The following is a 23,476-nucleotide window of genomic DNA, read 5'->3' as shown; positions in this document are numbered from 1 at the left end:
TGACAAGTGAAAGCAGATAGCGCATTACCGACAGTACCCATTTTTGGCATACGAGTATCCAAGGCGGATATGAAGACCACCGTTTCCTATCTGACAGAGGCGGTTCATAAGCGTGAGCCTCATCAGGTAATTACTGCCAATCCGATTATGGTCATGGCGGCGCTGGAGAATCCATCTTATATGGAAATTATGAAATCAGCAGAGCTGGTTGTCCCTGACGGAACCGGAGTGGTGTGGGCCGCGAATTATTGTCAGGAGCCTGTAGCTGAGCGTGTAGCGGGCTTTGATCTTTTACATGAATTATTGCACCAAGGCGAAAGCTATAACTGGAGAGTATATTTGCTCGGTTCAACCCCTGAGGTGATTCGCGAGACGGCTTCCCGGTTACAAACAAGATATCCCGGTATTGTCATCGCAGGATATCATGACGGGTATTTTGGTCCGGCAGAGGATGAACAAATTGTGGGCGGAATCCTTGAAGCGAAGCCTGACTTGCTCTTTGTTGCCAGAGGAGCGGACAGCCAGGAGCCATGGATCGCCAAATACAAAGCCCGGCTGCAGATCCCGGTGATGATGGGTGTCGGCGGGAGCTTTGATGTGATCTCCGGCAAGAGCCGCCGTGCCCCTGTGGCCTTCCAGAAATTAAGGGCAGAATGGTTATACCGGCTGCTCAAGGAACCTACACGTTACAAAAGAATGCTTGCGCTGCCGAAATTCGCAGTAAAAGTGGTACGAGAGAAAGATAAAGTGACAAAAGACCAGTAAAATGAGGAAATTTACTGAAAAAATCCGTGGTATCGCCTAAAAACAGTATTGGAATTTGTTTTTGGTTCAGCGTATAATTCAATGCGGTAGAGAAATGGAGGTCGACTTTTCACATGTTAATCATATACATCGCCGGATTCGTTGTGTGCATGGGGCTTGCACTGCTTTTGACGCCGTTCGTGAAGAAATTCGCCATTAAGATCGGTGCGACAGATGTGCCAAATGCCCGGAAAGTGCATACGAAGATCATGCCCCGCCTTGGCGGACTCGGCATATTTCTGGCGTTTGTGTTAGGCCTGCTTGCCGTATTACCGATTATTCCGTATGACTTCACTCCCCGGGAGGCTAATTTCATTAAAGCGCTGCTATGCGGCGGAGGCCTGATTGTGTTGATCGGCGGTCTGGATGACCGTTTTGAGCTATCAGCCAAAGTGAAGCTGCTGGGCCAGATTGCTGCTGCCTGTATTGTAGTTTTCGGGTTTGGCATCACGGTAGATTTCGTAAATATTCCTTTTCATAATAGCTATTCTTCCTTAGAGAGCTGGATTGCCATCCCTCTGACGATCTTCTGGATTGTCGGCGTCACGAACGCCGTGAACCTGATCGATGGGCTGGACGGGCTTGCAGCAGGCGTATCCGGTATTGCCATTGCTACGATTGCTGTCATGGCTTTCCTGATGGGGAACACCATGGTTGCCCTGCTCTGTCTGCTGCTTCTGGGCAGCATACTGGGATTCCTGTTCTTCAACTTCCATCCCGCCAAAATCTTCATGGGAGATACGGGCTCGCTGTTCCTGGGCTTCTGCCTGGCACTGCTTGCACTCCTCGGCTTCAAACAGATTGCGGTGGTTTCATTCATCACACCACTCCTGATTATCGGAGTTCCGTTATCGGATACGTTCTTCGCCATCGTCCGGCGCAAGCTGCAGAAGAAGCCGATCTTCGCTCCGGACAAAGGCCATCTCCATCACTGTCTGCGCGAGCTCGGCTTCAGCCACCGCCAGACGGTACTGATCATCTACGGCATTGCCGCATTCTTCGGTATCCTGGCAGTCATCCAGACCTCTGCTTCGCTCTACGAAGCCAACTGGGTTACCTTCGTAGTCATCTGCGTCATGCTCTTCTTCCTGCAGATCGGCGCAGAGATCACCGGCGTCATCAGCAAGACCAAGCGCCCGGTGATTGATTTGTTTTTGAGAATGCGGATGAAGGTTGGGCAAGAGCGGGGCAGTAAGTTATAATTTCTTTTGAATCTGAATACGATTCACAAATTGTTTCATTAAATATCGGTGCGTATCCTTCCATAAGGGTACGCTCTTTTTTTTGTCTTATTGCAGATCTGGATGCCGCTTACAGAAAAGTTGGGCGGAGTCCTTCATATTATGGGCTGCTGGACCGATAAAATAATTATCATCAACAAAAGGGAGAGGTTAATGACATGCAGCGCATGAAAAAAACATTTATCTGGACACTTCTGTTCGCTTTATTGGTATCCTTAGTCCCGCCGGGACTTATGAATATTGCGGCGGCTGCAGATAAGCCGACCAGTTACTTTACACCGGATAATCAAAAGCTTCGGAATACGGTTGATCTGACTTTACTTCCATCATCTTCAGTGCCGTCATTGCAAATTGCCAGAGATAATGTATTGCAGGTGACAGATGCAAGCCTGACAGTTACAGGTACCTTTACAAAGGTAACCAGTTCTACACTCGGAGCAAATGTACAATTATTAAATTGGGATCAGCAGAACAACAAATGGCTGGAAGATCCTACACACGTAACACCGGGAGTGGTCCAACTGGATGTTGACAGCCCCGATAACCGTTTCAGTGCCAATCTGACCTTGTATCCTGGTATGAACCGGATTACATTGACCGGATCGCAAGGCAGCAATGACCGCTCAGAAGCATTTTACGTTCTCTTCGATAAGGTTCCTTATGTGGAGAAGCTTCAGGTTCTTGGAGGATCAGAGAAGCTGAATCTAAATGAAGGCGCACAGTTAGTCGTAGCCAACAAGGAAATCACACTTGAAGGTAAAGCGCAGAATGCCACCAAGGTTACGGTTTCCCTTAATGATGGCACTGCTTCAAGCACATCATTATTGCAGGATGGCACTTTCTTTTCCCAGCGTATGGAGCTTAAGCCTGGGGTGAACAGCCTTAAGCTGGTTGTACAGAATGGTTCTGACACACTCAGCTTTCAATATTCAATTTTCTATTATGATGAGAAGAACCCAATAGTCGCTATGTACTTAGGAGATAGTACCGGTCAAGGGCAGGACCTCTTGTACGGTGATCAGCCAGTGATGACAGAGGATAAAGATACTGCCAGCCTATTTGTCCAGATGATGGTTCCAGACAATGCCGGAGTGCCTTTCAGCGGTTCGGCAGTTGTGAAGCTGGATAGTGCAGTACCCGCTATTGAATATGGGGAAGGATTAACCCTTGGAAGTGGTGGTACTGTAGAGTTAAAAGTAGGCAATGGTGAAATTTTGGTGCCATCTCCAATTAAGGATTCGCCTGCTTATCGGCTGGTAACATTTAAAATCCCTTTGACCTTAACAAAGGATAATGCAACACCTGCCAACCGTTTAGAAAAGCAGACGCACAATCTTTCAGTAGCGTATGGAACCAAGACCGTTAACCGGTCCATTGATTTTCAGTATATGAAGAATAACATTGTAATTACAGATATGAAGTATCTGCCTGGATATAACGGAACAACAGGGACAGTACCTGCCGGAGTAGCGCTGAATGGGGCTAAGGTGGATTCTGGAGAATTCTATATCTTGGTTAAAACCAATACAGCTATGACAACCACTCCTGTAAAGCTGCTTGCAAGCTATTTGCCTTTGTCCACCAGAGTTTTAGCGCCGGAATGGATAAAGGCGGTATCGCCAACAGAACATATCTTTAAAATTACGGATTTCCAGAACGGGAATCAGACCGTCCGGTTCAAGATAGATGGCTCATCCTCAAACAAGGATGTTAATATTTCTTTTGCCTCGAAGAGCTACATTTATGTATCCAACCTTACGGATGGGCAGACTTATGTAATTAACTCCAGCGAGAGCAAAGTATTGAACGTAAAGGGACAATATATCGACTTTAATCTGGGTAGCAGCTACTTCCTGGCTGAAATGTATGTGAATGGGTTGAAAATAAAACCTACAGGAACAGAGAAGTGGCCAAATCCAAGTGATGGTGCTTTTTCTGTAGATTTAAAAATTGATGCAAGTGCAGGCCCTATTGTATTCGGGGAGAACAAAATTGTCCTGACAGGAACAGGGGTAGATGAAAAAGGACAGGTTCGTGAGGTCCGCAAGGAACTGCGTGTCTATATTCTTGATGAGAATGTATCAACCATCAGCAAATTCCAGCCGGCCTTAGGCACAGGAAGACCTACATTCCCGGACGCTAATTTTGGACCAACGGATGTACTGCTCACGAAGCTGTTCAATTTGACACCTGATTTTATTTATAATGATACAAAGTATACAACTAGTCTGAAAACCTATGATTTGGTGCTGCGAGGCAGCGGGGCAGTGAAGCTGAATCTGAACATGGGTACCAAAAATATATTGTCGCTTGATATTCCGGCTAACGCCAGTGCTGCTAATACAGCAAGCCCGGTGTTTGCGGATCAACGTTATACTACCAGCTTTGCCGGCAGTCAGAAGGATTTCGTAATGCGGATTCAGGATCTCACCAATGATACACCGGGAACCTACATCTATACGCTGGAACTGATCAACAGCACGGGTGCCAAGACTAGTCAGAAACTGGAGCTGATCCGGGAGGTCAGTGCTTACCGCATTCTGTCTCCTCAGCCCTCTGTAGGGACTCAGTATGTTGTGAACAAGAACTTTGTTCATTTTGATATTGAGGCTGAGGGAGCTACAAGTGTAGTTATTGACAAAGAGCAGGCCGTTAAGCGAACGGATCTGGGACCGGGCAGGTTCGTTCTGGATTACGTAGGCTTGAAGCCAGATAAGGCAAACAGCATCAAAATTCAAATTGTCAGAGGAAGCAGTACAAGTACAGATACTATCTCAATATTCTATACGGGCACTGTAGCAGTTGATTCGCAATACATGGCGCCTAAGGTAGCGGACAAATACAGTGTATTTAATAAGAAGCTAGAATTGACCTTCCCGAAAGGGACTGTAATGCAAAGTACAGATACACGCAATCTGAAGAAGTTCTATCCTGATACCAAACTTCGCTTCGGTATTGCTGAACCGACAACAGGTGTGGTCGAACGCCGTAACGATTATGGCAATGTCATCGGCTTCCCGGTAACATTTGAAGAGAGCGGAATTCCTAACTGGACCATTCCCGATGAATTCTCACTTCGTTTCAGTTCTCCATATGAGAGCAGTAACTTCGTAAGAATATCCGATGTGTACTGGATTAGCGGAGGCTTGGGCGAATTGGGTACAGTATCGACTGGAGGGTACATTCCTGCAACGAATGGCCTGGCTCCATATTCTGTAGATGGTTTGTTCGGTGATCCGCAGACTCCGGCAGAACGCAAGATCACACCGTCCAAGCGGGGGAAACTAACCCTGGCCTTTGACTCCAATGTCGTTGACGATGCGGGGACCGTTGTAACTGTATTCCAATATAACTCCAACCGTGAATGGGTGAATATTGGTGGTACTGTGGATACCAACAAGCATACAATCAGTGTTCCGTTTGATGAATTTGGTTATTACAAGGTTATGAAAATGAGCCGTGGCTATAACGATATTACGAATCACCAATGGGCCCGGAACATTCTTAATGCCCTGTATTCCAAGGGGATCATGAATAATCTTCGTTTTGAACAGTTTGGCACAGACGATCAGACAACAAGAGGAGAGTTCGCGACCCTGCTTGTTAAGGGCTTGAATCTGCCGCTTAACTACGATAGTAATAAGACCTATTCAGATTTGGTTCCAGGGGCCAGTTCAGTAACCTGGGATTATGAACATATTGAGACAGCATCCAGAGCCGGAATTGTGACTGGACTTACCGATGGGGTATTTGGTCCAGATCAACCGATTACGCGTGAGCAAGCAGCTGTGATGATTGCCAGAGCACTCAAGCTGAAGCTGCCGGTTAATGATCAGAAATTAAAGGATGCAGTAGCCAAGTCCTTCCTGGATTCCGGTAAGATAGAGTCCTATGCATTAGCCGCAGTTCAGGCCGTGTCAAAGGCTAAAATTATGAATGGGGCTGAAGTGACCACTACGGGACAAAAGAAGGCTTCGTACAACTTTAATCCTAAAGCCAATATGACAAGAGCTGAGGCTGGTAAAATAGCTGTGGAGCTTTTGAAGAAAAGCACTACAATTTTCCCTAAAACCCTGAGCTAGGCAGTAACAGTCCCAGAGTAAAAACCTTATTCAGGTTAAATTACCATTCGGACATCTTTGTAATCTGCTCCCATTTGCGTTACAATGTCAAAGAAACCATTTTTACGTGAAAGGTGAAAGCCATCGATGAAACCGATTTTATCAAAAGCACAATTGGATTACACGAAAGCAAAGAATATGTTTGAGAATAGAGCAAAGGTTATGGAAAAGGAAATTGCAGCGAAGCGGGCTCTGCAAGAGATCACTCAGGAGGTAATGGAAGAGCTTGTCCAAGCAACTGGCTTCCATGATGCTTATAATGAACTTGTTATTGCTGAGAATGCTTTGATCGATTGGTCCCATAGCACCATCAAGCATGAGAAGACCTACCGTGAGAACCGCGCGGCGATTGATGCCATGTATGAGAATGTAAATGCAAGCCCTGAGAAGCGCCAGGAGTTAATACAGCTATCGATGAAGATTCGTTAGCCCTGGATATACTGAATTGAAGGTAAGGCTGCTGAGTTGATCTCAGTAGCCTTTCTTTATGTCAATCATTATCCGGGAACGTGTTAACCCTGCTGCAATGTGGGTATATACTTATTAGCTCGAATGTTGGTCAACAAAAAAATCACATTTAGTATGCAATATTTGTTTATGAACTTAGCAAATATTGTTTAATGACGTTTGGAATGCCTCTATGCTATACTGATTCCCGTAGCCACCCAACATTAACAATAGTTAGTAGAACATACATATTGTATCTTCTAGAGTATCGGGGCAGGGATACAGCAGGGCAGAAAAAGTTTTTTTAACCAAAGCGCAACTTTTTTGAAACTATTGCGTTTAAGGTGTAGAGTCACTTGCACAAGGCAATTGCGGAATGCCCTCAAGGCATTGTTCATTGCTAAATGGAAAAATTAGCTTTACGTGACTAGAGGCACATTGTATAATACTTAGGTAGAATTAGGAATCTAGTATTACTATGCCTTGAAGCTGTTTACAAGTTTCTGTGATACCCGTCACAGACATTATTTATACTTAATCTGCTCAACTCGGGAAAGGGGGTGCTCGACAAATGAGTGATATGAGCTACACAACTAAAGAAAAATCCCAGTTTATGAATGTCCAAGGAGGAGAAAAAAAGGTTATGAAGAAAATTTTATCCGTAGCATTATCTACAGCAATGGCATTCTCGATGTTTGCCTCTGTAGCATTTGGTGAAACAGCAAAGGTAACTTCACAACAAGCATTTGATGCTTTAGCAGCAAAGGGTGTTGTTAATGGGTTCCCTGATGGTAAGGCTCATCTTGATAAAGATCTGACTCGCGGAGAATTCGCTAAGATCGTTACTAAATTGTTCGGTCTTACTGAAGTAACTGGCAAGTTGTCTTACAACGATAAAGGTTACAACGCTAAAAACTGGGCTGTTCCTTACATCGAAGCAGTTACTGCAGCAGGATTGATGCAGGGTCAAGATACTGTTAAAGGTATCTTCAACTACAACGGTAAAGTAACAGTTGAAGAAGTAGCTAAAGTATTGGCTATCGCTCTTAAGCTGGAACAACCAACTACAACTGATAACAGTGCATCTGTATGGGCTAAGGGCTATGCGCAAGCAGTTATCAACGCTGGTCTGGTAGAGAAAACTGCCAACTTCAAAGCTAACGCTCTTCGTTCTTTGGTAGTTGAAACAGCTTACTATGCTGACCAAATCGGTAAAGTTCCTACATTGACTGTAGCTTCTGCTGAAGCAGTAAGCCCAACCAAAGTAGTTGTAACTTTCTCTGACAAAACTACTGCAAACGTTGAATTGACAACTGCTCTGGTAGCAGGTGTTGAACAAACAATCAACTTCAAACACCTTGAAAAGGACTATACTGCAAAAGTAACTCTGCAGGCTCCTAAGGTTGTTTCTGTAACAACTCCAAACTCGAAGCAAGTAGTTGTTAAGTTCAATCGCACAATTGACACTGATACTGTAGCTGAATCCAGCAGACTGCTTGATGAAGTTATCAAGATCACTAAGGTTGGCACTAAGGACAATGATGCAGTTAACGCTAATGTGACATTCAATGCCGATAATACTGAGGCTGTAATCACCTTGGCTAACGTTCCAACTATCAAGTTCCTTAAGGGTAACTACAACATCGAAATTAGTGGTGATATTCGCACAACTTCTGCAGAATCCATTCCAGCTTTCCTTCAGACTGTGAATGTTGCTGACACAGTAGCTCCGACTATTGTATCTACAACTGCTGCTGCGAAAACAAACACTAAAGATGTTTATGTTAAATTTAGCGAGCCAGTAAAAACTACGGGTATCGTAGCTTACGTTAACGGTGTATCTGCTCAAGCTACTGCTACTACTGCTACTTATGATGAATTCAAACTGACTGGCGGATCACTGGATAGTGGTAAAACTTATGATGTTTCTCTGCAGAATGTATCTGACTATGCAGGAAATACCATTACACCGAATCCTACAAAAACTACAGTTACAGTTACCTCCGATGTTGCAGCTCCTGTCATTAAGAGCGTAACTCCGGTAAGTGACAGATTTATCGAAGTTGAATTCGATAAAACAGTAGACCGTGCATCTCTGGTAGGTAACGTTCGTTTGCTGAACTCTTCTGGTGAAAGCCAAGGTACTTTCTCTGTTCTAACTTCTGAGAATGGCAAGAAGTTCACTCTGCAATCGCCTAGAATTTCATTCCCATCCAGCAACACTTTCACCGGTTCAGTTGTGTTCGGTGCTAATGTTAAGGACACACTGGGCAACATCCTGGGAACGGCTTCTAACCAAGCCATCACATTCACTAAGGACACAGTGGCTCCAACAGTGACTAATGTAACTTACTCGACAACTACAGCGAACAAAGGTATTGCCTTGAGATTCACTAAGGATGTTGACTATGTTGGTAAGGGTACTGTATACCTGATCAGTGAATCAACTGGTGAATCCATTATTGTTCCAACTACCGGATTCAAGAAAAACAACGAAAAAACTATCGTCCTTCCAGTTCCAGCTTCTGTAGCTGCTGGTAAGTACACTCTGCGTGTACCGGCTGGTTTGGTGAAAGATAAATCTTACAGTGGCAACGAAAATACTGCACAAGTATTGGATGTTACTCTGGGAGCTTCTTCCACTGATGATAAGGGACCAGAATTGTTCCTGCCAACTGCTGGCGCAACACCGATCAAATTCATTGACAGTGTGAAAGTTAGCGGAGACAGCGTTACTAATACTGTATATGGCGAAGCAACCATTACAGTTGATCTGAAGGATCCAAGTGGTCTGAATAGTGCGACTTTGATTGATCCAAACAGCTATACACTGGACGGTAAAGCACTTCCAGCTGGATCATTCCCATCTGTAACTACTCTTGATTCTAATGGTAATACAATTGGATCTACGAAGAATCCTGTATATGCTCGCGTAACTATTAAGATTCCTAGTAGTGCAATTGAGACCACTAAAACTGATTACGAGTTCATCGTAAGCGGAGTTACTGACACTGTTGGTAACGGCATTGATGGTACACAAGCTAAAGCTAAGGGTAAGCTGACTAGCAGAATTAAACCGACCCTTAACACTGCAGCAGTATCTGGAGGAAGCTCCACTGAACTGATCCTTGGATTCTCTAAAGATGTAGTTGGTCTTACCAAAGAGAACCTCACAAGTAACCTGCAGTTCTTTATCAACAATGATGTTGTTGATAACCAGGCTGTTAAGAAAGAACATATCGTTTCGGTTACTGAAATCAAGTACGGTTCTGACAAGGGTAAATGGTCTGTTAAGTTCTCGAAACAAATCATTGATTCTAAAGCAGGTGCCCTTGAGGAGCTTGACCTTAACGCTAATGAAGTTAACAGAATTATTGTTAAAGTCGTTAAAGGCGCTACGTTCACTGATGGTGACGGAAACGTTATTAAAGACGACACTAACGAAATTTACGCTAAGTAATCTCCGATTACCGAAGCAAAGAATAGCCTCTTCGGAGGCTATTCTTTTTTTATAGCCATTTATCCCACTATGAGGAGGAATTACTTTTGAAGACGGCTTGGAAAGTTACGATGTCCGCAGTGCTGCTGGCAGGTGGCCTGTGGGCAGGCTCCATGCTCAACTTAACGGCTGAAGGCGCCGGTGTTGGATCACAGCCAGGAACGGCTGAGGACCCGGTGGTTACTAAGAGCTATGTGGACCAACAGATTCAGAAGGCTTTGCAGGGTGGAACAATTAGTCCACCTACTCAGACTCCGGCTGCTACTGCAACTAATGCACCGGCTGCAACCACAGCTCCAACCAAAGCGCCGGCTTCCGGTTCGGGTGACACAGGCAATACGGGCAATGCCAGCGAAATCGTTGATGTGAAACCTGGACAAACCCTGATTGCCGGGGCGGGTGCTGAATTTATTGTTCGCGCCGGCAAAGCGGTTATTTATTCCCAAGATGCTAATGGAGTAGCTGATTTGACGGATGGTGTCGATTTGGCGAATGGTGTAGCTGCGCCTATGAATCATCTATTATCTTTCCCCCGGGATGGCCGTGGAATTGCTGTACAGGACGGTCAAACGATGAAAATCGTTGTTATGGTCCGTGGAGCATATACTCTGAAATAGCTGCAATCTTTTTTTAAGAACACTTCAATCGACATTTTTCTTTCTATATAAAGAATGCCCTATTTTGGACCTCCATATACACCGGAACTCATTCCCACAGTTGACAAACATTAAGCCGACTCAGGCCTTTGCGATTCGTACACAATACCACCTGTAATCTTAAAAAAAATTCGCAGGAGGTGCTGTAACATGGCACGTACAAATCGCAGTGTGGTACCAGAAAGCCGGGCAATGCTGAAACAAATGCAATATGAAATTGCTTCTGAATTCGGATTATATGGAGCTTCGTACGGCGGAGGGATGGATACGGAGTTTGCTTCTGAGCTGGGGACGATTGGCGGAGCAAGTGTTTCTGGAGGTACTCCATATCTGGGACATCTAAGCTCCAGAGATAATGGATCTGTTGGCGGGGAAATCACAAAGAGGTTGATCAAACAGGCAGAGCAGTCTCTTTTCGCATAACTGGCTTCAATTGACAGCCACCGGTAAATAAGATAATATGACCTTTGAGGAAGGCCGTAGACCTTTTCCATCCGGAAAAGGTTCATTTTTTGAATAAAACAGGCATTGGCCATTATTATTCTACTACTTATATTTGGCCTGTTATCTACTAGGGAGCCCCCTTGAATACAGTGTCAGATCAACAATATGGGAGGTTGTTGTATATGTCGATCAAAGGGCGTCATCTGTTTACTTCTGAGTCCGTAACGGAGGGACACCCCGATAAAATCTGTGATCAGATATCCGACGCGGTACTAGATGCATTTCTTGCTAACGATCCTAATGCCCGTGTAGCTTGTGAGGTAGCTGTAGCAACAGGTCTTGTGCTTGTCATCGGGGAAATTAGCACTAAATCTGAATATGTGGATATTCCGGCAATCGTACGTAATACTATTAAGGAAATTGGCTATACCCGCGCGAAGTTTGGCTTTGATTATAATACTTGTGCGGTTCTTAGCTCGTTGAACGAGCAATCGGCAGACATTGCCCAGGGTGTAAACGCTGCTCTTGAGCATCGGGACCCTGCGTCATTAGCTGAAGAGACTGCTAACATTGGTGCCGGTGACCAAGGTCTGATGTTCGGGTTCGCTACGAATGAGACACCTGAGCTTATGCCGCTTCCGATTGCCCTGTCTCACCGGATTGCCCGGCGTCTGGCGGAAGTCCGTAAAGATGGAACTTTGAAATATCTGCGTCCGGATGGCAAAACCCAGGTTACGATTGAGTACCAGGGCGACAAGCCGGTGCGTGTGGATACTATTGTTGTGTCTACCCAGCATGCAGAAGAAATTACCCTTGAACAAATTCAGGCAGACATCAAAGAGCATGTTATTCTTCCGGTTGTTCCGGCTGAGCTATTGGATGAAGCCACTAAATACTTCATTAATCCTACTGGCCGCTTTGTTATTGGTGGTCCTCAAGGAGATGCCGGTCTGACTGGACGCAAAATCATTGTGGATACATATGGCGGTTATGCCCGTCACGGCGGCGGAGCCTTCTCCGGTAAAGATCCGACCAAAGTGGACCGTTCTGCAGCCTATGCGGCTCGTTATGTAGCGAAGAATCTGGTCGCTGCCGGCCTTGCTGACAAGTGCGAGATTCAATTGGCGTATGCTATCGGTGTTGCTACCCCTGTATCGATCAATGTGGATACATATGGAACGGGCAAGATCAGTGAGGAGAAGCTGGTTCAACTGATCAGCGATAACTTTGATCTTCGTCCGGCGGGAATCATTTCGATGCTGGATCTGCGTAAGCCTATCTATAGACAGACAGCTGCTTATGGACATTTTGGCCGCACAGATGTGGACCTTCCGTGGGAACGCCTGGATAAGGCGGATTTGTTAAAGGCCCAGTCTGGAATCTAAGAAATTAAGAATAAACATGCCCATACAGAAGCCCTCATGAAGAGGGTGATGTGTGGGCATTTTTTTGTGAAAAGAGCAAGCCGATGTGGCCTTAGCCTTCATCTTCTAAACTTTGGAAGCCCTTTAGCCGAAATATAACAGTATACAAATACAAGAAGTGCTGGAAGGGCTGAAAGGGGTTTTTTAAGAATGAGAAAGAAATTAAGAATAGGAACGGCAATTATCATTGCAGGCAATCTGCTGCTTGGTCTGGGCAGTCCGGCTATCGGTATACATACATCAGCGGTATACGCCGCTTCGGAATTCGGAATCAACATGTCTCCTGCGAACGGGTCTGCTTTTGTAAATGTCGGGGCTTCGCTGGGGCTTGGCTTTGACCGCCAGGTGATCCCGCAAGCCGGGAAAATCACCATTACAGATGTAAATACTGAAACGGTATTTACGGAAATTGCAGTCGGGAGTGCAGGACTAATCGGAAACTCGTCAAGCTACGAGATCAAGCTAGGCGCCAGCCTTAAATTTGCTCCCTACAAAACATATAGCGTAAGTGTGCCTAAGGGGCTGTTTAAGGATAGTGCAGGCAATGAATCTGCGGCAACAAGCTGGAAGTTCACGACAGCCCCGGAGGTAAATCCGGCGATTACAGCAAGCAGCATGTCTCCTGCCATCAATTCCAGAGTAGAGGCAGGTAGCTTAACGGAGCTGAGTATTCGCTTATCTGGAGTCCTTACAGCCGGAGGAGGCAGCGTCAGGCTGCTCTCGTCAGCGGATAACGCGGTTATACAAGAATTTGCGATCAGAGATGGAGAACCTGGGGTAGCATTCCAGAGTGCAGATTCCTCGACAACGGTGACGTTGACACTGGCTAATAAGCTTCCGTCCGGCGGGAATTATTATGTCCTTATCGATGCGTATGCATTCAAGGATGCTAATAATACAACCTATCAGGGGATAGCGAGCGGCAGCGGCTGGAGCTTCTCCACGATCGGCACGGGTACTATCTCTGCTTCTACGGCTCCGGCCAATGCATCTTTTGGCGCATCGGTTAGTGGAGCCCTTAGGCTGTACTTCGACCGCCCGATGAGTCCGGCTTCTGGAGTGATCTCGGTCTCTCCAGGTGCAGGGGACCCTAGAACAAGATGGCTGAATGTCAATTCAACGAATGTTACCGGTGGGGGAAGCTCGACAATAACACTGTTGCCAGCCTCCACAGCCTCGCCGCTGTTGAGCGGTACACTATATACAGTGACTATACCGCAGGGGGCTTTTTATGATCAGGATGGTCATCTCTTTCCGGCCTCAGGTCCGTACTCCTGGACGTTCACGACGGCATCACTGACAAGTCTGTCTGTAACCGCGTTAACACCAGCGGACCGCAGTGAGTCAGTAGATATCTCCAAAACGATTGCGGTTAATTTCAACCGGGATGTTATCAATAATAGCACCGTCACGAACGGGGTTGTTCTGTACAAAAGTAATGGTTCTAAAGTGGCGGCGACAGTTCAACAAGGTGCCTCTGCCAAAGAATTCATTATTAAGCCGTCCGCAACACTGGAATCAGATACGATCTATTATATTGATATTGCCAAAGGAGCTTTCACAGATGCCGCAGACCCCAGTGTGCAGTATGAGGGATTAAGCGGTACCAAGTCTTGGAGCTTCCGCACTGTAGCCATAGATAAGACTCCACCATCGCTGACGAGCGCAGTGCTGGAGAACAACCGGACGATCCGCCTGAGGTATAATGAGACGCTTAATGCTTCAGTGGCTCTGCTTGCTTCCAGCTTCGGGGTAACCGTCAATGAGGAAATCCGGAATATTGAGAGTGCCTATATTCAAGGCGACAGTGTATTTGTAGTGATTAGTACAGGCATCGCTGTAGGCCAGAATGTAAAAATCAGCTATACCGGCGGCGTGCGGACGATTCAGGATACGAGCGGGAATGCTGCGCCTACCTTTTCTGGACAGCAGATCACTAATACTATAGAATCGGCGCTCCCTACGCCCAAAGAAGGCAGAATTACTGGCAGAACAGTGACACTGACCTTCAATGATACGCTCAAAACGGTCTCTCCTTATGCGTATGATCAGTTTATGGTAACAACTGACGGGTATTCGCTTGGGGTGAATTCTATCAGCTCCAGCGGCAACACCCTTTATTTAACAGTGGGTTCCGAGGTGGGCAATTCGGAGTCGGTCCGGGTATCCTACTACGCCGGTTCGTATCCGCTGGTTAGCTCTCTAGGGCAGAATATTGCAAACTTCGCTGAGTTTAATATCCGCAATAGTAAGGATAATGTGCCGCCGGTGTTCCAGAATGCGACAGGAGCGGGCAATAAGATCCTTTTGAATTATAACGAAGGTCTGTCTACGATTAATTTACCGATGAATAGCCAGTTCTCTGTACTGGTTGGCGGCAAACCAAACTATGTTACCAATGTATCGGTAAGTGGATCGCAGGCTACATTGACCCTTCAGACTGCTTTGCCAGTTAACGGAACAGTGACGGTATCCTATGTTCCAGGTACTCTTGGACTTAGTGATCTGAATGGTAATCGTGCAGCCTATGTTGATCTTCAGCCAGTGTCTGTAACTTCAGCCACGATAGTATCCGAGATCAGCATAGCTACAGTGAAAGGCAATGAACTTAATGTTACCTTTACCAAGAGCATGCAGTCATCTTCGAAATTGTATGCTAACCAGTTTGGGATTAAGGCTGATGGAAGCAGTATTGATGTTCAGGATTTCAGCTTGTCCGGGACTCTTTTAAAACTGAATCTCTCGCAAGCAGTGACTGCCGGGCAGAAGGTAGAGCTCTCTTACCTGTCTGGTGCGGGGATGATTACAGACACGAATGGGAACTCACTCCCTTCCTTCAGTTCATTATCTGTTCAGAATCTGACTACCGCTGTAGCCGGAAATGGAAGTCGCCCTTCTTACCTCGGAACCCTGCCTGCCAGTGAATTTGGCAAGGAGTATCCGTTACTGAAGAGTGATTCGGCTCTTGGGGTTACAGATCTTTCGGTCTACAAACAAATGGTTAAAAGATATGATCTGAATGCAGAGCGTATGGCTGCCAGTTATGAATATCTGAAGCTTGCAGGTGGGGATGAGTTGGTATTCGAGGTTCCTTCTACAGAGAAGTCAGCCTATGTTACCGTTCCCCTAAAAGCTCTATCGGATGCAGCCGCAAGCAACAAGAATGCAAAACTGATTATCCGGTACGGAGATCATATGTATGGTGTAAAACTAAGCGATATTGATGTGAATTCGCTAATTGCTGGTTTGGGAACAGATATCAATAAGGTCTCACTTGTGCTGCGTATGGAAAGTGTTCCTGGCGGGACGTTCTATTCGTTCGAACAAAAAATCGGAACCCAGGCCATGCGTAACGTTACCGGTCTTATGGATTTACGTCTTACCGGTTCAATTAAAGATAACTATTCCAATGCCAAGGAATTAAATGTAAAAGGGCAATACACTGTTCGCAATGCTGCTGTATTGAACTCCGCCCAAACGATGGCCGCCGGTGTAGATTCGACATACAATGATGCTATTTATTTGCCGGCCCAAATTGCTACAGTGGGCAGTAATAGCGTTGTTAGTGCACGCACGAATGGTAACCAGGTAGTGGGGGTGTTCATTTCCTTGCGTACCTTTGGAGATATGACCTCCCATTGGAGTAAGACTGCTGTAGCAGAGTTAGCCGCCAAAAATATCATCGATAGCAGCTATGGAACTGCGTTTAAGCCTGATCAGCCGATCACCCGTTCTGAGTTCGCTGTGATGCTCAGCCGGGGCTTAGGTTTACAGGCAGTACGCGGTGGAGCTTCCCAGTTCAAGGATGTACGTCCTTTTACACAAACAAGTGACTTCATAGAAGCCGCAGCCAAAGCCGGCATCATCACCGGCAATACGGATGGGACCTTCCGCGCGGAGGATAAAATTACCCGTGAACAGATGGCGATTATGATGGTGAGAGCACTGGAGTACACGGGGCAGCCTGTAACGTTGAGTGCATCGGTAATGGATACGCTTAGCCCGTTCAAGGACCGGGCGAGGATTCTAAGCCAGAGTATCGAATTTGTAGCCAAGGCAGTCAAGGCGGGGATTATTCAGGGAGTCAGCACCACGCAATTCCAGCCGCAGGGTAATGCTACCCGAGGGCAGGCTGCGGTCATGCTGCAGCGGATGCTGAAGACAGCAGGCTATTTGTAAGAGCAAGGGAATTGTATAGTTAAGCAGAGCATCCGGTCTATGGGCCGGGTGCTTTTTTAGCATACCTGGACAGCTCCAGCGTGACCCCGCTCATCCGGTAAAACCTGCTAGTTCTCTCCAATTTTCGCAACTTTTCGAGCTGAATTCAGTCTATTAAAGGTATAGTCTATTACTATGAACTGATATCCAGGTCTTGATAGCGAGGTAGAAGAGTACAAATAGATGGGAGAGTTACACTGAAATGAATGAGCTTTTCATGGGGAAAAAGAGTACTGAGTCAACACGGGGAAGTCAATGGTCGCCTGCTAAAAAATGGATTGCTGCATCCCTGGCGGGTGTAATCTGGATCATGCCGGTTGTCGGGAGTGAAGGTGCAGGATGGCTGGGTGCAGGCACTGCGCCGGTAGCACAAGCAGCAGCGTCCTTCTCGGCGACAAAACTGAGTGAAGAGGTTATCACTTCCGGTGCGATGATGATGAAATATAAGTTTACCACGGTGCGTTCAGGTAAGAGTGCCACAGGACTGGCCAGCGTCATTCGTGTCGATCTGAATAATCCTTATGTCTCTCTGGATGTCATGACCGGCAAAGGCGGGAATCTGACGACACGGCAGAGCACGGGGGGCATGGCGGCGGAAACAGGAGCCGTCGCGGCGGTGAATGGGGATTACTTCAATACCGGCGGAGAAGGTGCTCCGATTGGCGGTCAGGTATCGGGCGGTGTGCTGGTGTCCACTCCTTCACAGCTAAACGGAATGTATGCTTTTGCAGTAACCAAGGACCGTAAACCTATCATTGATGAATATACGTTTGAGGGGATGCTGACCGCAGAGGATGGCTCCCAGTTCCCGCTGTCCGGCATCAACAAAGGGGCCTACAATCCCGAAGGCGGCAGCTCGACTTACAGTCATGCTAATGCCGCTTATATCTACACGGATGCGTGGACAGCGCTGGAGCGGCCTAAGGGCAGCTCTACTACACCGACAGAGGTGCTGGTAGAGAATGATATCATTACCCAGATCTCGCTGGATTCGGCTCTGCCGGTCAAGGTGCCCAAGGGAGCCTATATTCTCCGTACACACGGGCTGGCTGCCGAGTTCGTCAAGGCACATCTGGTTGTAGGACAAAAGATAAACAGTACCTATCTGCTCCGTTCCAAAACCACCCAGCAGGAGCTCGATCCTTCTACGCTGCAGATGATGATCGGGGGGCATACGATTCTGGTCAATAACGGCAAGGCGTCGTCGTTCTCCCGTTCTACAAGCAGCATTGGCGGGTACCGGGCGCGTACAGCGCTGGGCTATTCCCAGGATGGCAGGTACGTATATGTCATTGCAGCTGAGAAGAACAGCAATAGTGCGGGTCTGTCGCTGACAGAGCTGCAATCCTTCATGACGAATATCGGGGTGTGGAAAGGAATTAATCTGGACGGAGGGGGCTCTACAACGATGGTAGACCGCCCGCTGGCTGAAACCTCGACTACGCTTACCTTCAATACCGAATACGGCAAGGAGCAGCGCACAATCGTTAACGGCGTGGGAGTATATACTTCTGCTCCGCAAGGTGAAGTGAAAGGAATCAAGATCAGCGGCAGCTCGGTACTGTTAATCGGGCAAAAGGCCACATACTCCCTGAAGGGCTATGATACGTACTACAATCCGGTGGATGTAGCGGCGGCTAATCCGGCCTGGACCGCAAGCGGCGGGAGTGTGACTGTGAATGCGGGCGAAGCCACGGCCGTCAAGCCGGGAACCGTCAAGCTGAAGGCGACCAGCGGAACAGCGAGTGCGGAGACCGAGGTCACCGTTCTGGGCGGAGAAGACCTGTCCAGCCTGATTGCAGGTACAGCAACTGCACCGCTGCAAGCAGGAGCCACTGTATCGGTTCCGGTTAGCGCGGTGTCGAAGAGCGGGGGAACGATAGCTGTTCCGGCAACCGCACTGAAGTGGGAGTTTATCGGCTTCAAAGGAAGTGTGGGGGACGGCAAGCTTAAAGTGGAGTCAGTCGATCCCGGCGTAACTACCGGATATGCGATTGCCCGCTATGACGGCTTCAGCACGGCGGTTGTCTTGTCTACTGCAGCTGCTACGGCGTGGGAGGATTTCGAGAATGCCAATTATCCGTTCGCGTTCACAACCAATGCGGCAGGGGTTACTGGAACAGCAGCAGTAGTTGCGGGCAGCGCAGAGCGTGCAGGCTCGAAGGTCTTATCGCTTAGCTACGATATGAGTGCAGGCACCGGTAAAATGTACGCATACGCCCAGTTCAACGGTACAAAGGGCAAGGATATTCCGGCGGCGGCAACCTCCATGTCAGTCGATGTGATGGGGGACATGAGCCTGAACTGGATGCGTGCCGAGCTGACAGATGCCAGCGGAAAGACGGCCTATATTGATTTGGCGAAAGTTATCGACTGGAACGGCTGGAAGACGCTTAATATCGATCTGTCCGGCTCAGGGATTAAATTTCCAGCTTCCCTTAAGAGACTTTACGTGGTAAATGTAGAAGAAGGCCAGGATGAACGGGCCAAGACAGGGACAGTGGCATTTGATAATATTTCCTTCGTGATGCCATCGCTCTCCAGTGAGGCGGGACTGCCCAAAGGGACGGCGGCGATGAGCATTGGAGGCAAGGCGATGACGGTTAACGGCACCAAGCGGCCGATTGATGTTGCGCCGATCGTGAAGGACGGCAGTACGTATGTGCCGATAAAATATGTTCTGGACGCGTTCGGCGGCAATGCGGTCTGGGATGCGAAGACTAAGAAGATTATGGTCCTACGGGGCTCTAAGGCGCTGGATCTGACCGTGAATAAGAAGGAGTTCGTATTGAACGGGAAGCGGCAGAGTGCTGAAGTAGCACCGATGATTCTGAATGCCAGGACTTTAGTACCGCTTCGACTCGTGACAGAACAGCTCGGACTCACTGTAAAATGGGAACAGAACACTAAGACCGTAACTATCGAATCGTGATATGTTAATATAAAGGAAAGCCTTTAATACGATTCGATAGAAATGGGGCAAGCATCCGTGGAATTTCAAGCCGATGCGATAGATCGGGTGATTAAAAACACCATCGACGTGATGGAGAGCAGCAAGTATCAGATATTCGAAATATTGCAGGTGGCACGCGATGAGCTTGCTGCACTCAACAAAGAATTGCAGCGGGTCATGGAAGAAACGGATGAAACATTGCAAAAGGTAGACAAGCTGGAGCAGCAGTACCACCGCTCCCGGATCCGGCTGACAGAGGTCAGCCGGGATTTTGTCCGCTATACGGAGAAGGATATCCGGATTGCCTATGAGAAGGCGACGGAGCTGCAGCTGGAGCTGATGATGACCAGGGAGAGGGAGGCTTATCTGCGGAGCAGACGCGATGAATTGCAAATGCGGGTTCGCAGTGTCGAAAATTCTGTAGAACGTGCCGAATCGATTGGTTCGCAAATGAGCGTTGTCCTGGAATATCTGTCCGGAGAACTAGGTCAAGTGACGCGAATTGTCGAATCTGCGAAGAACCGCCAGATGATTGGACTCAAAATAATCCTGGCTCAGGAAGAGGAACGGAAAAGAATTGCCCGGGAAATTCATGACGGTCCTGCTCAAATGCTGGCGAATCTAGTCCTAAGGACGGAAATTGTAGAAAGAATGCTGGTAAAGCAGGAATTTGGGCTGGTACAAGCCGAAGTAATAGACTTAAAGGGGCAGGTAAGATACAGCCTGGAAGAAATGCGCAAGGTGATTTTTAACCTGCGTCCGATGGCGCTTGATGATTTGGGGCTGATTCCGACTCTGCGGAAGTATGTGCATGATTATGAGGAGAAGACGAAGATCCGCACCTCTTTTGAAACCAGGGGGAAGGAGCACCGTTTGTCCTCGGCAATGGAAGCGGCGGTATACCGGCTGGTGCAGGAGGCTCTGTCCAATGCGGCGAAGCATGCTTATCCGAGCTACGTACTGGTAGAGATTACTTATCAGGCTCAATTGATCAAGATTGTCGTGAAAGACAATGGCTTAGGCTTCAATGTGAAAAAAATCAGTGAACAAGCCAACCGGGAAAGCTTCGGTCTGGTGGGTATGCGCGAACGCGTGGAATTGCTGGAGGGAAGAATGGAAATACAATCAGCCGAGAACCAGGGCACAACAATCGTAATTCACATTCCGACGAATGTGGAAAAGGGAAAGGAGTAATGTGATGGAGAACCAAAACTCTGGCAAAGCGCCCATTAAAGTTCTTTTGGCCGATGATCATCAATTGTTTCGTGAAGGGCTTAAACGTATTTTGAATATGGAGGATGACATCGAGGTCATTGGCGAATGCGGGGACGGCATCCAGGTGCTTGAATTCTGCAACGGCAATAAGCCGGATATCGTGCTGATGGATATCAATATGCCGATTGAGAACGGCGTGGAGGCTACGCAAAAGCTCCGTGAAATGTTCCCGGATGTCAAAGTGATTATCCTCTCGATTCATGATGATGAAAGCTATGTGTTTGAGACACTGCGCAAGGGGGCGAACGGGTATCTGCTGAAGGATATGGAGGCCGAGTCGCTGATTAATGCGATCCGCTCTGTATGCGAGGGACATGCTTTTATCCATCCGAAGGTGACCGGCAAGCTGATTAATCAGCTACGGCGCATGACGTACCTTAACGAGACTGGTGCTATGGCCGAGACGGCCGTGAAGGAAGCCGGTGTCAAATTCGTTGCAGGCGATAACAATCCGCTGACCCGCCGCGAGGCAGAGGTGCTGCGGTTGATGGCGGAGGGCAAGAGTAACAAGATGATTGGGGAATATCTGTTTATCAGTGAGAAGACGGTCAAAAACCATGTCAGCAGTATTCTGCAAAAGATGGAAGTGGACGACCGTACGCAGGCTGTAATTAATTCGATCAAATACGGCTGGGTAACTTTATAGCTTCCCTCATAAACTTTTAACTGAGCGTTTTGGAGAATCCTAATGATCCTTATAAACGGTACATAACTTGTATGCAGCTGAGAGCTGCAGCCATAGTATTGTTTCAGTCCGCACTCTATTCGAATTTTGCAAAATGCTAACTTAAATATGTACCCTAAGTTGAACTGGCGGGTGGGCTCCCGCGCTAATGGGCTGTCACCGTCCTTTTATCCCCGGCATATAGTGTGGGTATAAGAGGGAGGTGCATCTTCATGATCGCCCAGTTAATCTGGATTATCTCTATTTATGCATCCGCAGCAGCCCTTGTTCAACTCCTGCATCATCGGGAAGAGACCCGGGCAGCAGCACGGACTGGTAAGCGGCTTCACTATATTCTGATTACCCGTAATCATGAGGCCGTGGTGGAGTGGTATCTCAGGGTTTTTGCAGTGTATGCTTGCTGGATCGGCAGGCCCCTGCAGATCACCTTGGTGGATGACGGTTCAGAAGACAGGACCATGGCGGTAGCCTCACGGATGGCTTATCATAACTCTTCTATTGAATTTGCACCTGCGGTGCCGTTCTTCGGCCTCGCGGACAGGGCAGAACTCCGGCAGGGGGTTACGGTAGACCTGCGGGTGCAGGAGCCGCTGCTGCCGCTGCGGATAATGCGATTGCCGGGAAGCGGGAGATCCCCATCCAAGCCCGGCGAATGACAGCTAAATATGTAAGTCACGGGTGAAGCACACTCTCCAGGAATGGGGCGGTGTGCTTTTTGGCGTGCTTTAAAAGATAAGGAGGCGTTGGGATTGAAGGTGGCTGTGTATGTGGTGGCGCAGGGCGGAGAGTGGCAGGCCCGGATTTCATTGAATCTGGCGGTGGATGAATTATGGTGGGCGGGTGAGGCGGAGGGGGTTGTGGGTTGGGAAAACAGGGTTGTACTGCTATCAAGGTCGCTGCCGTTGGGCTGGGCGGTGAAGCTGGCAGCAGCCTGGAAGTTCACGAACCAGATGCAGCGCTGGGATGAGGCAGCCTGGAGGAAGTATGCAGCAGTCCTCTTGAAGGCGGAGATCCGGGCGGAGCGGGCTGCTGGAGAGAAAGGGGGCACAGGGTGGCCTTTTGAGGAGGCTGAGTTGTTTAGGCTGCCGGAGGACAGGGGATGGAGCGGGGATGGGGAATTCAAGGGGATCTGGGGGCATGAGCGTAGGGAGGGCTGGAACGGTAAGCAGATGGTTGGAGAGGGATGTGAATGGGGGGATGAGCCGAGGAGCGAGTGGGCGAGTAGGATTAACAGTGGTGGGGCGGAGGAGAGGGGGAATGAATGGGGGAGTACGAGGGAGAGTTGGCTAGAGGATGAACGGGTTATCGAGCGGGGAAGTAGGAGGGAGAACTGGCGAGGGAACGAACAGGTGAGCTTACGGAGGAATGAGCTGAAGGTACTTGCAGCGGGAGCTGACCGGCTGGTTGCGGCGCTGGACGGGCGTTCTCTGCTTCAGGGTGAAGCGGAGGCGCTGGTGGCCGAGCAGCTCCCGGAGCTGGCGGAGAATTGGCGGGCTGCGGCGCAGCTCGCCTATCTCCAGGGACGCCTGCGGCTTACGGCCGCCGTCCTCGGCCCTGCGGGCGCCGCGCGGCTGGGCCTGCGCCGCCGCGAAGTGCCGCGCTGCCTGCGCTGCGGCAGCGTGCCCACGGGCCGCACGGCCTGCGCCGCGTGCGGCCTTGCCGGCTGCGCCTATTGCGAGGCCTGCCTCGCACTGGGGCGCAGCCGGGCT

General features: G+C 48.2%; 13 protein-coding genes and 1 pseudogene. All 14 read left to right on the top strand.

Going from position 1 to position 23,476, the window contains the following annotated elements; genetic code table 11:
- Window positions 1-6: 6 nt before the first annotated feature.
- Window positions 7-765: a WecB/TagA/CpsF family glycosyltransferase gene (locus C173_RS01440; protein ID WP_036721695.1), complete on the top strand. Its 759-nt coding sequence runs from the start codon at window positions 7-9 to the stop codon at window positions 763-765.
- A gap of 113 nt (window positions 766-878) precedes the next feature.
- A complete protein-coding gene (locus C173_RS01435; protein ID WP_036721693.1) occupies window positions 879-2,006 on the top strand; it encodes a glycosyltransferase family 4 protein in 1,128 nt (375 codons plus the stop codon).
- 197 nt (window positions 2,007-2,203) lie between these two features.
- On the top strand, window positions 2,204-6,127 hold the full coding sequence (locus tag C173_RS01430; protein WP_036721691.1) for an S-layer homology domain-containing protein: 3,924 nt from the start codon (window positions 2,204-2,206) through the stop codon (window positions 6,125-6,127).
- 126 nt (window positions 6,128-6,253) lie between these two features.
- Window positions 6,254-6,595, top strand: a complete 342-nt coding sequence (locus C173_RS01425) for a hypothetical protein (protein WP_036721689.1) — start codon at window positions 6,254-6,256, stop codon at window positions 6,593-6,595.
- A 589-nt stretch (window positions 6,596-7,184) separates the two neighbouring features.
- A complete protein-coding gene (locus C173_RS32620; protein WP_051477751.1) occupies window positions 7,185-10,073 on the top strand; it encodes a DUF4469 domain-containing protein in 2,889 nt (962 codons plus the stop codon).
- A gap of 86 nt (window positions 10,074-10,159) precedes the next feature.
- The gene (locus C173_RS01415) at window positions 10,160-10,729 is read left to right on the top strand and encodes a hypothetical protein (RefSeq protein ID WP_036721688.1); all 570 of its coding nucleotides are present in this window, start codon (window positions 10,160-10,162) and stop codon (window positions 10,727-10,729) included.
- Window positions 10,730-10,918: 189 nt separating this feature from the next.
- The gene (locus tag C173_RS01410) at window positions 10,919-11,191 is read left to right on the top strand and encodes an alpha/beta-type small acid-soluble spore protein (protein WP_036721686.1); all 273 of its coding nucleotides are present in this window, start codon (window positions 10,919-10,921) and stop codon (window positions 11,189-11,191) included.
- A 203-nt stretch (window positions 11,192-11,394) separates the two neighbouring features.
- On the top strand, window positions 11,395-12,597 hold the full coding sequence (gene metK / locus C173_RS01405; RefSeq protein ID WP_036721685.1) for a methionine adenosyltransferase: 1,203 nt from the start codon (window positions 11,395-11,397) through the stop codon (window positions 12,595-12,597).
- Between the two features lie 189 nt (window positions 12,598-12,786).
- On the top strand, window positions 12,787-16,815 hold the full coding sequence (locus tag C173_RS01400) for an Ig-like domain-containing protein (protein ID WP_036721682.1): 4,029 nt from the start codon (window positions 12,787-12,789) through the stop codon (window positions 16,813-16,815).
- 256 nt (window positions 16,816-17,071) lie between these two features.
- On the top strand, window positions 17,072-19,786 hold the full coding sequence (locus C173_RS01395) for a stalk domain-containing protein (RefSeq protein WP_051477753.1): 2,715 nt from the start codon (window positions 17,072-17,074) through the stop codon (window positions 19,784-19,786).
- A 57-nt stretch (window positions 19,787-19,843) separates the two neighbouring features.
- Window positions 19,844-21,001 carry a sensor histidine kinase gene (locus C173_RS01390; protein WP_036721752.1) on the top strand — a complete coding sequence of 386 codons (1,158 nt, stop codon included), beginning with the start codon at window positions 19,844-19,846 and terminating at the stop codon, window positions 20,999-21,001.
- Between the two features lie 4 nt (window positions 21,002-21,005).
- Complete coding sequence (locus tag C173_RS01385) at window positions 21,006-21,728, top strand: response regulator (RefSeq protein WP_036699238.1); 723 nt, start codon at window positions 21,006-21,008, stop codon at window positions 21,726-21,728.
- Window positions 21,729-21,979: 251 nt separating this feature from the next.
- Window positions 21,980-22,423: a hypothetical protein gene (locus C173_RS01380; RefSeq protein WP_051477750.1), complete on the top strand. Its 444-nt coding sequence runs from the start codon at window positions 21,980-21,982 to the stop codon at window positions 22,421-22,423.
- 93 nt (window positions 22,424-22,516) lie between these two features.
- A pseudogene (locus C173_RS01375) lies at window positions 22,517-23,476 on the top strand (hypothetical protein); the annotation flags it as partial.

The organism is Paenibacillus sp. FSL R7-277 (genome assembly GCF_000517965.1).
GTDB classification, from domain to species: Bacteria; Bacillota; Bacilli; order Paenibacillales; family Paenibacillaceae; genus Paenibacillus_AQ; species Paenibacillus_AQ silagei.
The sequence above is the reverse complement of the archived record's forward strand: the minus strand, read 5'-3'. Positions and strand labels throughout refer to the sequence as shown.